This window comes from Paenibacillus sp. OK060, assembly GCF_900101205.1.
Classification (GTDB): domain Bacteria; phylum Bacillota; class Bacilli; order Paenibacillales; family Paenibacillaceae; genus Paenibacillus; species Paenibacillus marchantiae.
Genome location: NZ_FNFR01000002.1, coordinates 788,858 through 803,175 on the forward strand (window position 1 = coordinate 788,858; position 14,318 = coordinate 803,175).

General features: G+C 46.6%; 10 protein-coding genes. All 10 read right to left on the reverse strand.

Features of this window, described 5'->3' with window-relative positions:
* Positions 1-19 precede the first annotated feature (19 nt).
* Positions 20-628: a hypothetical protein gene (locus BLS14_RS09795; protein WP_090807576.1), complete on the reverse strand. Its 609-nt coding sequence runs from the start codon at positions 626-628 to the stop codon at positions 20-22.
* Between the two features lie 187 nt (positions 629-815).
* Positions 816-1,547, reverse strand: coding sequence for a ZIP family metal transporter (locus BLS14_RS09800; protein ID WP_090807319.1), 732 nt, complete (start codon positions 1,545-1,547; stop codon positions 816-818).
* A gap of 105 nt (positions 1,548-1,652) precedes the next feature.
* Positions 1,653-3,602 (reverse strand): FtsX-like permease family protein, encoded by a 1,950-nt coding sequence (locus BLS14_RS09805; RefSeq protein WP_090951360.1) that lies wholly within the window; start codon positions 3,600-3,602, stop codon positions 1,653-1,655.
* On the reverse strand, positions 3,577-4,347 hold the full coding sequence (locus BLS14_RS09810) for an ABC transporter ATP-binding protein (RefSeq protein ID WP_090807324.1): 771 nt from the start codon (positions 4,345-4,347) through the stop codon (positions 3,577-3,579). The genes BLS14_RS09805 and BLS14_RS09810 overlap by 26 nt, the downstream gene beginning before the upstream one ends.
* Positions 4,348-4,519: 172 nt before the next feature.
* Positions 4,520-5,512 (reverse strand): sensor histidine kinase, encoded by a 993-nt coding sequence (locus tag BLS14_RS09815; protein ID WP_090807326.1) that lies wholly within the window; start codon positions 5,510-5,512, stop codon positions 4,520-4,522.
* Positions 5,509-6,222: a response regulator transcription factor gene (locus tag BLS14_RS09820; RefSeq protein WP_063563154.1), complete on the reverse strand. Its 714-nt coding sequence runs from the start codon at positions 6,220-6,222 to the stop codon at positions 5,509-5,511. Before BLS14_RS09820 ends, BLS14_RS09815 begins: the two co-directional genes overlap by 4 nt.
* A gap of 81 nt (positions 6,223-6,303) precedes the next feature.
* Positions 6,304-7,407, reverse strand: a complete 1,104-nt coding sequence (locus tag BLS14_RS09825) for a diacylglycerol kinase catalytic domain-containing protein (protein WP_256336326.1) — start codon at positions 7,405-7,407, stop codon at positions 6,304-6,306.
* Positions 7,404-8,447 (reverse strand): SPFH domain-containing protein, encoded by a 1,044-nt coding sequence (locus BLS14_RS09830; RefSeq protein WP_090951362.1) that lies wholly within the window; start codon positions 8,445-8,447, stop codon positions 7,404-7,406. The genes BLS14_RS09825 and BLS14_RS09830 overlap by 4 nt, the downstream gene beginning before the upstream one ends.
* Positions 8,448-8,688: 241 nt before the next feature.
* A complete protein-coding gene (locus tag BLS14_RS09835) occupies positions 8,689-9,705 on the reverse strand; it encodes an iron-hydroxamate ABC transporter substrate-binding protein (protein ID WP_063563156.1) in 1,017 nt (338 codons plus the stop codon).
* Positions 9,706-9,865: 160 nt separating this feature from the next.
* Positions 9,866-14,224, reverse strand: a complete 4,359-nt coding sequence (locus tag BLS14_RS09840) for a glycosyl hydrolase 53 family protein (RefSeq protein WP_090951365.1) — start codon at positions 14,222-14,224, stop codon at positions 9,866-9,868.
* Positions 14,225-14,318: the final 94 nt, after the last annotated feature.

Consider the following 14,318-nt stretch of genomic DNA (forward strand, 5'->3'; position numbering starts at 1 on the left):
TGACTCGCGTTCTGCTGGTTTATCCAGTCTTATGCTGAAGTTTGGTCAATGTGCGGACAACCAGCTCCCTGTTCTTGGCGTTCTTAATATATGCGGGGATGGAATGTGAAGCCGTCTTCAAAGGTACATTTCCAGGTTTCACGCGCAAATCAGCCGAAATATATGAAATCAGATAGTTTAAATGCTCCCGATTAACAGCCCATAACACCTTACCTCTGATATAGTCCAAAAAGTACAATTCCATATCAAACACAGGATCTCGCCCCTCTCGAATATCGGGATAATACCCTCGGTATGCTAGCTTTTTATGTAATTCGACATCATTAACGGTCCCGCAGTGCGGGCATTCAATATGTGATGCTTTGTGAGTTATCTTTTTCTCATCCGTCACTTCAATATTGAACCAGCGCTCACATCGGATGCAATTGTTCTTGGCATTGTACTGATATTCTGTCTCTTGAATTCCATGAACGTAACATTGCGAACAGTTCCATGCTAGATGATCTTCTTCTATGACAATAAAGGCGTGCCCGCCGCATGGTTTACATTTCACATCGACCTGCTCTCCCCGGCGAAGAACAGCGTAGAAGCTGTATTTATAAGCCCCTTCATCCTCGAAACGTTTCATTTTCAATCCTGCCTTCCCCCTACATGATGACAATCGCTAAAAGCAAACACTCAGCATTTCCCAGTTGTTCTACCTAAAATTATATGTAACTCCAGTGCTTAGCACAAGAAAACACAACGTAAAAAAGAGTACCTTACTCCAGATCATCATCTGAAAGGTACTCTTCTCCCCCATTTAACTCAAGGAATCAAAGGTCAAGTAAAAGCGATACAAGCAATCCCATCGAAGCGATAAAACCTACTACCGGCCCACCTTCTTCGAATGCTTCCGGCATCATGGTCGAGCAGATCATCGCAATAATGCCTCCTCCGGCAAATGCCCCAATAGCCGCGGCCATCTCATCAGGAAGCTGCTCCAGAAATAAATATCCTCCCAATGCTGCAAGTGCAGAGATGATCAGTACACCCAGCCACAAGAGAATAATCTTGGAGCGGGAGTATTTATTGCGTTGAAGTCCAACCGTACTGGACAGACCCTCCGGAATATTACTCACAAAGATAGAAACAACCAACACAACACTGACACCGTTCCCGGCGAGTAGACTGGCCCCCAGCATGATCGATTCGGGAATGGCATCCATGACCGTACCTGCAAAAATACCAAGTCCGCTCTGGCTGGAATCTCCGTTCCCGGTGTTTTCCGAACGCTTGCGCCCTGCTCCCCCTTTACTGGAAATGAGCAAATCGAATAGCGTGTACACTACGGCCCCTGAGGTAAATCCAATCGCCGTCGGCACAATTCCACCATCATTGAGCGCATCCCCAATTAATTCAAATGCAGCTGCACCAATCAGGGTACCTGTACCAAAAGCCATGATCCAGCCAATAACTCGTTTCGGAATTTTCAGAAACAGCGCAGCAAGTGCTCCTATGACAACAGCCGAGGCGGAGATGCCGCCCCACATGAATGCAGTCCACATCCGGGATGACCCCTCTCATGTTCATATATGATCTATCACTCCATTAACCGGAGCATAGAGAACAAAAACAGGGGAGATGACCAGATTAATATAAAACCGCTAACTTTAAACCATCATTTTGCGTAGTGAAGATATATATCTTGAACGAATGACGAAGAAATAGAAGGTCTGTGCCAGCAGAAATGCACCAAATACGGTTAATACCGGAACAGTATAATTCGTAATACCGAATTCAGTCAGAAACGGCTTAACAACAACGAGCGTTTCAACAATTGAGATCAGGATTGGGAAGAAAAAGAGAACCGCGATCTGAATTGTGGATGATCGTTTCATCTCCTGAAAACTGAGACCCATTTTAGACAAGGAATGCACCATTTTCCCATCTGCCTCCAGATCCGTGTGCAGCCTGAAATAGAGAAAGCTCGCTGAGGAGATCGAGAAGATCAGTCCAATGAATATCCCCAAAAAGGTGAAGAGTGCCGTTGTCTGTCTGAATTCTTCGAAGTCAGCATATCGCGTCGTGAAAAAGCCCGAAAAATCTTTATCATTAGAGTTATTCCTCATGATTTCATCCATGCCCGCCAGCCGATCGCTTACCATCACTTCAGATGATTGCCTATCGGGCACCGATCCCCCCCATGAAGGGATATGATAAAGATATTTACCGGAAACAGCATCTTTGTCCAATGGTCCGGCAAGAGCCTTAAACTCTTCATCACTTACAATAACTAGGGCTGATGTATACAGAAGCCCGTTGAATTCCGGTTCATTTTCAGTATATTTAATATCGAATGTAACAGGCCCTGAATTCATATCCAGCGTTAACTGATCGCCCTTGGCATAGGAACGAAATCTTTCTTCATGTCGAGGCTTCTCCACATTGCGTGAATCAATGAATATACTGGAATGAGCTGAGAGCTTATAGGTCGGTTTGTTCTGGATTGTGTTGAACTGGTTGAAATCACTTAGAGACATCACACTGATGCCGCTATCATCCGTACTTGTCCAAAAATATTCCAGATAAGCGTTCTGATATTGAAGACCCGCAGCGTCAAGAACCTCATTGACGGGTGCCATGTTAGGTTCTTCCGATGCACTGTACACGTTATAACGAATCGGAAAATGTTTGTCTCTAAATACTTGTCGATTCTGTTGATCCAGCGACAAAATGACCACTGCACTCATGGAAGCAATCGCAATAACCACCGTCACCATAAACAGCATGCGTGCATTATCTTTTATTTTGTAACTCATCTCGGAAATCCATAGCAAGCGTGTACCATGCCACACCCGTTTGCGGTTACGTTTCAACAGACGAATGGCCAGCACGGAAAGCTGCGAGTAGAAAAAATACGTACCTGCAATGCCTGTCACAGCAGCGATCAGAATACTCTCACTCGACAAACTGCCGTATAGCGCAATGAATCCCGTAGCGAGAAACGCAAGCCCAAGAATAGAGAATACCCATGATGCTTTAGGTTCCTTTTTGGGTTTGCTCGTGCCCGTTAGCAGCTCCAATGCGCGCTTATTTCCGATAAAGATCAGTGTGAACAGGGAAATGCAAAAGAACAGTACTAAAAAAGCAATCACTGTAATCAACATGGCCTTTACCGGGAAATAAAAAGGCAGGTCTTCCATACCGATAAATCGGGTGGTTAACATCAGGAACAGCTTGGATAATAACATGCCTCCACCTATTCCAGCCACAATGGACAGACATCCGATAAACATATTTTCCAGAATGACCAGTCTTCGAATCTGTCCTGGTTCCGCGCCCAAGATGGTTAAAATACCGAATTCCTTGTTCCGTGATTTCAGAAATGCACTAATGGAATACATAACAAAGAAGATCGCGAAAACGTATACGATGACGGAGGCAACCTGCATTCCCGCTGCCGTAGTCTTGCCAATCGGCAATTTCTCAACAAACGGATGATAGATAAACATCGCATACGCGAAGAATATCATGACCATGAATGCACTACTTAGGAAAAAGGCGATGTACGCTCGCCCGTTTCGGCGAATGTTGTTAAAGGCGTACTGAGGAAAGCTCATGCGAATTCCCTCCCCAGAAGGATAATGTATCAATAATCCGTTGAAAGAACGTCTGTCGGTTATCGCCACGATGCACTTCGGCTGCGAGCTTGCCATCCTTGATAAATACAATCCGATGGCAGTAACTTGCGGCAAGTGGATCATGCGTGACCAGCATAATGGTTGTTTTCTCTTGCTGGTTGATCTGTTCAAGCGATTCCATTACCGCTTGAGATGAGGTGGAATCCAGCGCACCTGTCGGTTCATCGGCCAGTACAATGGATGGCATATTAATCATGGCCCTGGCAATGGCTGTACGCTGCCGCTGTCCGCCCGAGATTTCATAGACGCGTTTATCCAGAATGTGATTAATTCCAAGCTGAGTGGTAATCCGATCGAGTCTGCTCTCCATCTCCTTCAGCTTGACCTTGTCCAGCGTCAACGGAAGTACTATATTTTCAGCAACGGTCAAGGTATCGAGCAGATTAAAATCCTGAAATACAAACCCGAGTTCCCTGCGTCGGAACATGGCAAGTTCTTTCTTTTTCATATCAAACGGATTCATGCCATTAATCAGCACCTTGCCTGAACTTGGCTCATCAATGGTCGAGACCATATTGAGCAACGTCGTTTTCCCACTGCCCGATGGCCCCATAATCCCTACAAATTCACCCTGCTTGATGGTCAGATGAATATCACTAAGGGCTTTAGTCTGCACTTTGCCCTGATACACTTTGTTTAGTGCCGAAACTTGCAACATTTCCATGGTGTTTCCCCTCCAACTAAACTATGCTTTCTTTTCATATCCTTATCCTAAACGACCTCCTACAACCCTGCTATCGATTTACCTTAAACTTTCCTTACACAGCGTTTAAGGTTATGTTCCCCCTTCTTCCTATTCCATAAAAAAAAGCACCTCGCCCATAGGCAAAGCACCTCTATTTTCGATTCATCCAGCTGAATCGGACCAATGTTCCTTCATCGGGTTTGGAGAACAATTCTATCTGGTTACCCAAACGTGTACTGATCTCACGGACCAGATATAGTCCCATACCTGTAGATTCATGATACTGTCTTCCCCGCTCTCCGGTGAAGTAAGGATTAAACACACGTTGAATATCTTCAGCCGATATGCCGATACCCTGGTCCTGAATATCTAATACGATTCGTTCTTCCTCAATATAGGCGGTAATCATGACATTTTTACCAGCTTTGCTATCTGAGTAATTAACGGCATTGGTCAAAATCTGGGTAAACATGAACCGCAGCCATTTGGAGTCACTGTAAACTCGAAGGTCGTTGTCCATTCGAATATACGGTGTAATTCCTCTGCGAATAAACAAACGTCGATTCTCAGCTACGCTGCTTCGAACCACCTCGGGTAGAGACAGAAGCTCTACGCGAAAATCCCCTTCGAACTGTTCCAGGCGTGAAGAATGAAGTACCATTTCCAACCCTTTGCGCATTTTATCCAGCTCATCCTGTATGCTGCCTGCAGTTTTATCATCATCCACATCTTCCAGGGTCAACTGAATGATGGACAGTGGTGTCTTCATCTGATGGACCCAGCGATTCATGAACACAACCTGCTGCTCACTATGAATTCGCAATTGACCCATCTCATTCTGACGGTTACGCTCCAGTTCATGCATCAATTCCTGTAAAGAATTAGCCACAGGGGCATTACCAAGTGATTGGAAAGGTTCCTGTACCAGCCGTTGTGGCTGCTGGAGCACACGGTAATATGGATGGAGCTGGAAATAACGTACGATCAGATACACGAGCAATACAACTGTACTGAGAAACATGCCATAAAGAACAATCCTCATGGGGCGATCCTCACCAGAAAGCCAATATACACTTGGGACAAGCAGCATTTGCAGCAAATAAAATCCGATGAGGGGTAGCTGATCTCTTAAGAACAGTTTCATTGTCGGTCCTCTTGGACAGGTGACTCCAAATCAAGCAATCGGTAGCCCGCTCCGCGAACGGTTTCCAAAACCTCTTCTGCCCCCAGATCCTTCAGCTTGCGGCGAACACGTGTAATGTACACATTCAACGTATTATCATCAATAAAATGCTGATCTTCCCACATCAGTTCGAGCAAACGTTCCCGGCCCACCACCCGACCGGCCTTGGCCATCAGCGCTTCGACCAATATGGATTCCTTCTGAGTCAGCTCTACGGAAAGACCATCGAACTCCAGTACATATCTTTCGGGGTACAGTAGCATAGAGCCATTTTTCACTTTCATTTCTGGTTGAACAGCTGCATACATCCCATATGCTCTACGCAGGTGACTACGAACTTTAGCAAGTACGACCTCGTATTGAAAAGGCTTCGTAATATAATCATCCGCCCCATGTTCCAGCGCCATAACCTGATCCATGCCACTGTCACGAGCCGAAATAAATAGAATGGGACATATGGAATGCGAACGGATCTGTCTACACCAGTAGTAGCCATCAAATTGAGGCAGATTTACATCCATTAATACCAAATCCGGACCGATCTGCATGAATTCATCCAGAACATGACGGAAATCTGCCACAATCTGCACTTGAAAACCATTTCGGATCAGATATTCACCCAGCAATCCTGCGAGCTTGGCATCATCTTCAACCAGCAATATCGATTGCATCGTCAACCTTCTTTCCGTTCCCTGACATATCTTCTACATCTAGTTTACCATTCTAGTCAAAAACGGATTGGAAATAAAGGATTAGACCACCAAACGTCCACGTTTCTCTGCCAAGCCAATAGTCGCTTCCACTCCGGAATTAAATTCAAGAAAGTCCTGTTCTACCCCGTCACTGAAAATAACGCCGTCCTCCGGCATCTGGGAGACAATCTGCAAAGGCTGTTTCGGATGAATCTGTCCAAACACCAGATTGGCTGCAGTCGTCCGGCTGGGGAAGGGTTCACGTACTGTAAAATACAGATAAGGCGCATCCCAGCCAAAGTGATTCATGTCGCTCATGCTCCCCTGTGCAGAAGCAGTCGCAGCGATATGTGCTTCTGAATAATCTTTCCCTCTAGGGTTCGAGTTTGAATGAGAGCTTCTGCTGTCTCTATCGGGAATGAACGCTTCACCCGATTGGATGTGCTGCCACGCTTCCGAGCCCACGACTCCAGCAGCACCTGCCAGCACACTTTTGAACCAGCCCGTCGATCCCATTCCCGTGGATACAATCACTCCGCTGGAGGATTGTTGTTCTACCGATGAACCCATGCGAACTTCATAACGAGCAGATACATGCGTCTTTCGGCCAATGAACAGATCGTTGACGCCATAGAGATATTGCCCATCATTCAGCTCCACTTTGGCCAGAGTCACTTCTTTCAGAGAGCGACGTTTACGAATAACATCGGGAATAATGAAGCTCAGATCCTCTACCGTAAATGGCAGCAATACCCCATCCCAACGCATGGGGTCAGGATTAACACCAATGAGCGGCTGCTCGGTTACATACTTGAGCGTATTGGCAACAAGACCGTCCTGTCCAATCACTACCACAATGTCCTGTGCTCCAAAAATAAAGTTGGGCACATGTTCCCGATCAATGGTCTGAACCCGGCCCAGTTGGCTGAGCTGCTGCTGGGCTTGCTGCACGGAATGATGATAACGTCTGTCCTCCTCCAGGTAATCACTGAAGTCTGCTCCCAAGCGTTCGATATAGAACTGCGCTTGTTGGACCGTATTATAGCGGACCACCAATTCTTCCAGCCTCGTTCTGCGTTTGACCAGAATCAACTTGTATTCGGTCATCGGTTCTCCTCCAGTAATGTGTGCGGCTACAGTCTGGCTTGCCTTCCCAAGTCTCATCGTGCCCGACCTCCCTGCTGCTCTCTTGTCGGTGGATTCATCAATCCTTGCAGCAGATCCGGCGAAATGTTAAGCTGTCCAATTTTCCCGGCATTCTCAGCCAGCTCCTGGAATGCAAGGGCAATCAGTTTATCCGAGTTCATACCCATGTTAGCCATCACCTGTAGCACGCTAGGCTCCACCTGTTGTAACGAGTTCATCACGGCAGCAATTTCATAGGCTTTGGCATCAGCTTCGGCATTCTGATTGGCAATCGTCAATTCAATAAGCTGTTGTTTCCGTTCCTCCATCGCCGTATTGAATTGGAGCTGTTCCTGTTCCATCTCATTTTGTTTCTGTTTCACCGAACGCTCTGCATGTAATTGTGTTTCTCGAATCTGCTGTTTCTTCGTCTCAACGGCAATTTCCGTGTTTAGTTCGTTCTCCTTCACTTTCCGCTCCTGTTCAATGGATGCGTTGCGACGTACATACAGCGCTTCGTCGGCCTGGCGTAAAATCTCTTCCCGCGCTTGTGCTTCCAGTGCACGCATCGTCTCTTTATTGGGCAAAATGGCCAGAATGGACAGACTCATCAGCTCTACGCCCAATTTCTCCAGTTCCTGACTCTGCACCACTTCCCGTTTCATGCTGCTGGCCAGCCGTTCGCTCGATTGAATGGCTTCCTTCAGGGGCATTTGCTCCAGATGTTTTTTGGTCAGCACTTTGGCGGTCGTAATCACACGTTGATCCAACTTGCCAGGATCGTCGGAAATATATCTGTTTTTGCGCAAATTGTACGTGTAGTTTAAGCTTTGGGTGATTTTCATATAATCAACGATACGATAGCTCAGTTGACCCTGAACCGTAACGGTTTGATAATCAGCTGTTATTTCTTCGAACATAAAGGGCACATCCACCGAAGATACAGGCAGAACCACCACCGACGTCGTCGGCTCATAATAGTAGAAGGACAAACCCACTCCTTGAAGCTGAACCTGCCCGTTCTTCACTTTCATTACGTACTCACTGGGTTGAAACTTCACGAATCGGAATCCAAACATCGCTCATTCCCCATTTCTTAATATTGTCATTTTGATATTATCGAAATGATAACAAATGAATTCGATATTGTCAATATGACATTAACAACTTTTTTTTGCTTTTATATAAAAAAACCTACCTTAGGCAGAAGCCTTAAAGCAGGTCGATTTTCTATAATTATAGTCAGTAATGACAACTCATTGTGGGTTAAGTTATGCGAGGCGCTAGCCTAACATTAGAAGTCATCAAGCTGTTAATCATTTATTTGTTTTGTTCAGCGCTCTTCAAGATCAGATCAACAAACAAATCGATCTGGGCAGTAATGGCGATTGGATCATATCGATAGAATGTATCAAAATCATTCTCGAAGAACCGGTGATTCTTCACCGCATCCAGACCGTTCCATACTTTGGACTGTTTGAATTCCTTCAGTGCTTCGCCTTTTTTCTCAGGATCGTACACCGTCATGAACATGTAATCCGTAGCATATTCAGGCAGTACTTCGAGCGATAGCTGCACGGTCTGATTGTCTTTGCTCACCTTGCTCGGCATTTTCAGCTTCAAAGCATTGTATACAACTTGCCCGCCCCGGCCTGCGTTGTCGCCAAAGATCCACAGATCCCCTTTGTCCGTCAACTCGTATAATCCAACGGTTGTATTTTCGTCCACGATACCTTTCAGCTTCTCGCGTCCCTCTTCCGCCTTTTTCTCATAATCGGCAATGAACGCCTTCGCCTGATCAGGTTGACCCATTAAATCACCAAACAGCTCAACTGTCTTGTAGATATCTGTGGCTGTACCATATGGGATATGCACAGTTGGTGCAATTTTGGACAGTTCCTCGTAGTTATCATCATACATCACAACGATCAAGTCAGGCTGTAATTCCAGCGTCTTCTCCACGTTCACCGGATAACCCACGTCTGTGGTGTCTTTCAGCTTGTCCTTAATGAACGGATTATCAAAGGCACTTGGCTCCACACCAATCAGATTACCGCCTACAGACAGAATTTCGCCCCCGTAGTAATCGGTCACGATGCGTTTCGGATGTGCAGGAATGGTAACCGTCCCTTTATCCGTCTCATATTCACGTGTTTCACTTTCCGCTGATTCATTCTGAGCTGTATCGGTTCCAGTGGATTCCTGATTCTCACTCGTCTGTCCTGAGCCGCTCCCCGTTTCATCCGTTGTCTTTCCTGCATTTCCGCAGCCCGCAAGAACTAGCGTAAACACAATGAATAACGTGCAGATGGAAAGAATCGATTTGGATTTAAACATAAACATGATGCCCCCTATAATTCATTGCTTTTTGTGATAATGGTAATCATTATCATTGGAATCATAGCAGAATTGATTACTAACTGTCTACCATTTTAATTGAAATCCATAAACATAGGGATCGAGCCAGAAAGACCCGATCCCTATATCATATATACACTTAGAATTTATAAATCTGCTCCATCATTCTGGCTACAGCGACTGCCCCCTGTGCACGGTTGGCATGCTTTTTTGGCGCAAACGTGCCATCCCCCATTCCTCTAAGTAGACCTTGCTCCTGCATGGATGCAACAGCTTGTTTTGCATATTCAGCGATATCTGTGTTGTCATTAAATGTGGTGCTGTTGATTGTTGAATCAACGGCTGTACTGGTGTTCTGCTTCATGATCTGTATTGCACGGTTTAACATCACCGCCATGTCCTCGCGGGTAATACGTTCATTGGCTGCGAATGATCCGTCTGCTCTACCTTGCACGATTCCCATCTCCAGACCAAGGCGTACGGAATCTGTATACCACTGATCATTCTTCACATCCGTTAGAGCTGAAGTGGATGTATCCGGCAAACGTGATTCGCCAATCCCCTTCATGATCATTTGCAGAAATTGCGCTCGTGTCAGCTCTGCTTGCGGACTGAATCGGGTGTCTGTCATGCCTGAAATGATTCCTTTGCCATACAAATTCTGAACCTCTTTAATGGCCCAGGAGTAGGATTGTAAGTCATTCAACGGCACCTGCACTTCAGTAATCACGAAACGGCCTGATTGAAGCGGCTTGAAAGCCAGACTTTGGGTCATTTCATCATATTGAGTAAAGGTTACTGGTTTCATTTCACCATTTGCCAAAAGGGATTGGATAACCAGTACAACGTCTTCTGCATTTGAATTTTGAACATTCGACATCGCAATTTCAATGGATCTATCAGTCCACTGTAACGGCTGCCCATTCAACAATAGATCCACACTGACCACGTTGCGGTTACCGATGGCTTTCTTTTGCGCTTCAGACAGATTGGCTGTGGAGTCTTCGACCAGAATGACATCCATTGTAACTCCATCTTCATTACGAGCATCCTTCAATAGACTTAATGGGATGCGGACAGATGTCTGCTTCATGATCAGCTCCAGCGACTGTAATGCCTGAGTACGTGCCCATTCGTGAAGTTGATTTGCATTGAGCCGGAAGGTCGCAGCCTTTGTATCCTTAGGAACATCTGCAATCAAGGTGAGCTGTTTGCTGCCTGCTCCCATTCCGTCAATCGTTTGAGACAACTGCTTCATATCAGGTTGAATCACATAGGAGCCCGCTCCGGTACTTGTACCTTTGAATGTAATGGAACCACTTTCTCCTGGACTACCGGATTCAACAGGTGGCGTTACAGAAGGATTGCCGGGATTCTGCGATGATCCAGGCGTGGAAGGCTGTGCAGGTTGACCGGGCTGTGACGGCTGACCCGGAGTCGACTCTTGCCGTACAAGCTGACTAAGCGCCTCTTTCAACGCGTTATCCGCAGCACTGATTTCCTGTGCACTGGCTTCTGCATCATCCATAAGCACACGAGCATACGACAATGCCTGTGCAAACCTATTCCAGCTTACGGCCGTGTAATCATTTTGATGCAGCTTCGCAACGGAATTCACTGTAGTTCCCAAGGCAGATTTGTCCGCCAGGAACATACCGTAAGCTTCAAAATCCATAAAGCCTACCCACTGAGAACCAGCGGTAATGGTCAGTTTAATATAACGCGCCTCCGTGCCTGCGGGCAGGATATGCCTTGGACTGGTGGATACAACCACATCACTTGTTGTATCCACGACTTTGACAAAGTTCTTGTTATCGTTGGATACTTCGATCTTGTATTTAATGCCTCCACTCCACATGGACATTTCCAGCTTACGGATCACAGCGGTCGCCCCCAGATCCACTTGCCACCAACTATCCACACTTTGGTCTGTTCCCCATGAAGTAGTGGGGTCACTGTCAATCGCTCCCCCAGGTGAGTTGTCTTTTCCACCACCAGTACCGGCACTGCTTGATGCAGTAGCTGTTTTACCTGTTGTTAATGCCTCCAGCAAAACAAGGTTGTTATGGGCTTTCTGAAGTATTGTCAGAGCCTCCTGCACTTCCGATTGTATGGCATCCTGCTTGTCTCTGACCGTGATTGCCGATAACAATGCCGCTTTCAGGTTTGCCCAGCTTCGCTGTGTATATGAAGATTCGGTCAGCTGCTGGGTTTCACCGATGAACTGTGTCAGCTCAGTTTTGTCTACATTGGACAACCCATGAATTGCTGCTTCCACTTGTTTTACTGCTGTATTCACCTCGGTCTGAGTGGCTCTTAGATCTGCCATGATCTGTTCTGCACGAGTAAGAGACTTAGTCAGAACAGCCCAGGTTGCAGCAGACCAATCTGCTTGCTTATATGTTTTGGCTTCGGTAATAATCTCCTCGAGAGCGTTCCGATTCGCCGCTATAACATCAAGCTGCTGCATAACCTCATGAAGAGTGGCAGTCGCAGCGTCCGTATCCTGTTGTGTCACACCAGATGTATACGCCAATTTGTACGTATGCTCGGCTGCCGCAATGGCCGGAGCGAGTGTGGTCCAGCTTTCAGGTGTAAAATCACTGGATACCAGCGCCTTTGCACGCGTAATGGCTGCCGACAAATCTTTCCGATCTGCGGGCAGAATGTCTAAACCACGTTTGTACACATCCAGCGATGGCAGGGCACGCCCTTCATACGAGTAACCGCCATTCGCCGGATATTCGTCATAATCAAACATGGCGTGATTCTCCCATGCGTCTCCCTCGGAAGCAATCCAGCCTACATTGGCCGCAATCCATGCAGGCTCCCAATAGAAGAAACCCGCTCCCTTCTGATCCGGAACTTGTGAGATCATGTCCATGATGCCTGCAATCGCATCGTATTGTCCCTGCACGGTTGCCGGGAAGGTAGCACCTCCCACATTCAGCGTTTCCGGGTTGCCAATAATATTGCCGTGAGCGTCCCCGTTTTTATACGAGAATGGATAGGACGTCTCAGCAATAATGACTTCTTTTCCATATTTCGCAGATACTTCATTCATCGTTTTGCGCACATCTGCGAATGTTCCGTGCCAGAATGGATAATAGGACAGCCCGATGATATCGTATTTCAAATCCCGTTTCTCCAATTCGCCGAAATACCAATCAAATGTATCCGCTTTGCCTCCTTCAGCCAAATGGATCATAATTTGAACCTGATCTCCACCAGGCACTGCGCGAACACCATCCACTCCACGCTGAAGTAATGCAACGTTTTCATCAAAGTTGACGTTGCTCTTCAGCCCGTTTAACACACCACTGTTGATTTCATTACCGATCTGAACCATGTCGGGCATCGCGCCCGCATCCTTCATCTCGCCTACCACTTCACGTGTGTAATCATACACCGCCGTCTTCAGGTCTTCGAACGAGAGATTTTCCCAGACCTTGGGACGAAGCTGTTGACCCGGATGCGCCCATTCATCAGAATAATGGAAGTCGAGCAGGACCTTCATGCCCTTGACCTTTACCCGCTGGGCCAGACGAATCACATCTTCCTTGTCGTTATATCCATTGGATTTCTGTGGATCATTCCACAGACGAAGCCGCACATAGTTCACGCCACGGTCTTTGAGAATATCGAGCAGATCGCGCTCAGCTCCATTGCTGTCCAGATAATAACCTCCATTATCCTCAATGGCTGTTAACGTGGAAATATCCACCCCTCTGACAAAATCACTACGATATCCTTCTACCGTAACGGTAGCTACAGGTTGAATGGGAGCTCCATATACATCACCTGTAACGGTAAAGCTGCCTGCTGATGCATATTTTGAAGGATTAATTTCCTCCCATTCAACCGGGACAAGGCCCGATTTCTCGTTCTGGTAATGTGCCATGACTTCATTAGGCAGAACTGGGGCACTCCGGCTTACGGTTGTTACGTTGACTGTATCATACTTCTCGATGTCTGCCGGGTTCCGCACCTCTTCCTCCCCCCAGATTTGGAATTCAGAAATGCCAGGCCACCAGTCGGTACCCGCATAATAAGGAATCGTGACCTTCACATATTGAACCGCATCTGCCTGAAAATCCAGATTGACCTGTGATTCCGCTTTATCGTTGGCAGAGTGATCTGCCACAGGTGTCCAGGTATTTCCGTCCTCAGAAACTTCAACCAAAAACTTCACAACCTCGTTTGCATCCTTCCACGTTAGTTCCGCACCGGAAAGGTTGTATGAAGCTCCCAAGTTTACCGTCAGCCAATGCGGTTGATCTGCTGAAGTAGGACTATTCGCACTCCATTTAGTATCTCCTTTGCCATCCACCGCTTTTTCTTTATTGCCCCCCCATTGTAGATCCTCCGAGCTGACCGTAACCGCCTTATTCAGCGCAACGTTTACTTTCGCCGCTGCCGCTGCGGGCCGAACTACCAGCCCCAAATCACAGAACAACAACAGTAATACGAGACAGCCACTTATGTATCTTTTGTGCACGCTTGATCTCCCCCTAATCGTATTTGGTTCAACTTGAACAATGAATGTTGTAAATCATTATTATTGTAAGCGCTTTACAATAATCGAGGACACG

Bases quoted from the DNA above. Each gene is read 5' to 3' on its own strand.
- BLS14_RS09795 (WP_090807576.1), bottom strand. From the start codon at position 628: ATGAAACGTTTCGAGGATGAAGGGGCTTATAAATACAGCTTCTACGCT.
- BLS14_RS09800 (WP_090807319.1), bottom strand. From the start codon at position 1,547: ATGTGGACTGCATTCATGTGGGGCGGCATCTCCGCCTCGGCTGTTGTC.
- BLS14_RS09805 (WP_090951360.1), bottom strand. From the start codon at position 3,602: ATGAGCTTTCCTCAGTACGCCTTTAACAACATTCGCCGAAACGGGCGA.
- BLS14_RS09810 (WP_090807324.1), bottom strand. From the start codon at position 4,347: ATGGAAATGTTGCAAGTTTCGGCACTAAACAAAGTGTATCAGGGCAAA.
- BLS14_RS09815 (WP_090807326.1), bottom strand. From the start codon at position 5,512: ATGAAACTGTTCTTAAGAGATCAGCTACCCCTCATCGGATTTTATTTG.
- BLS14_RS09820 (WP_063563154.1), bottom strand. From the start codon at position 6,222: ATGCAATCGATATTGCTGGTTGAAGATGATGCCAAGCTCGCAGGATTG.
- BLS14_RS09825 (WP_256336326.1), bottom strand. From the start codon at position 7,407: ATGAGACTTGGGAAGGCAAGCCAGACTGTAGCCGCACACATTACTGGA.
- BLS14_RS09830 (WP_090951362.1), bottom strand. From the start codon at position 8,447: ATGTTTGGATTCCGATTCGTGAAGTTTCAACCCAGTGAGTACGTAATG.
- BLS14_RS09835 (WP_063563156.1), bottom strand. From the start codon at position 9,705: ATGTTTAAATCCAAATCGATTCTTTCCATCTGCACGTTATTCATTGTG.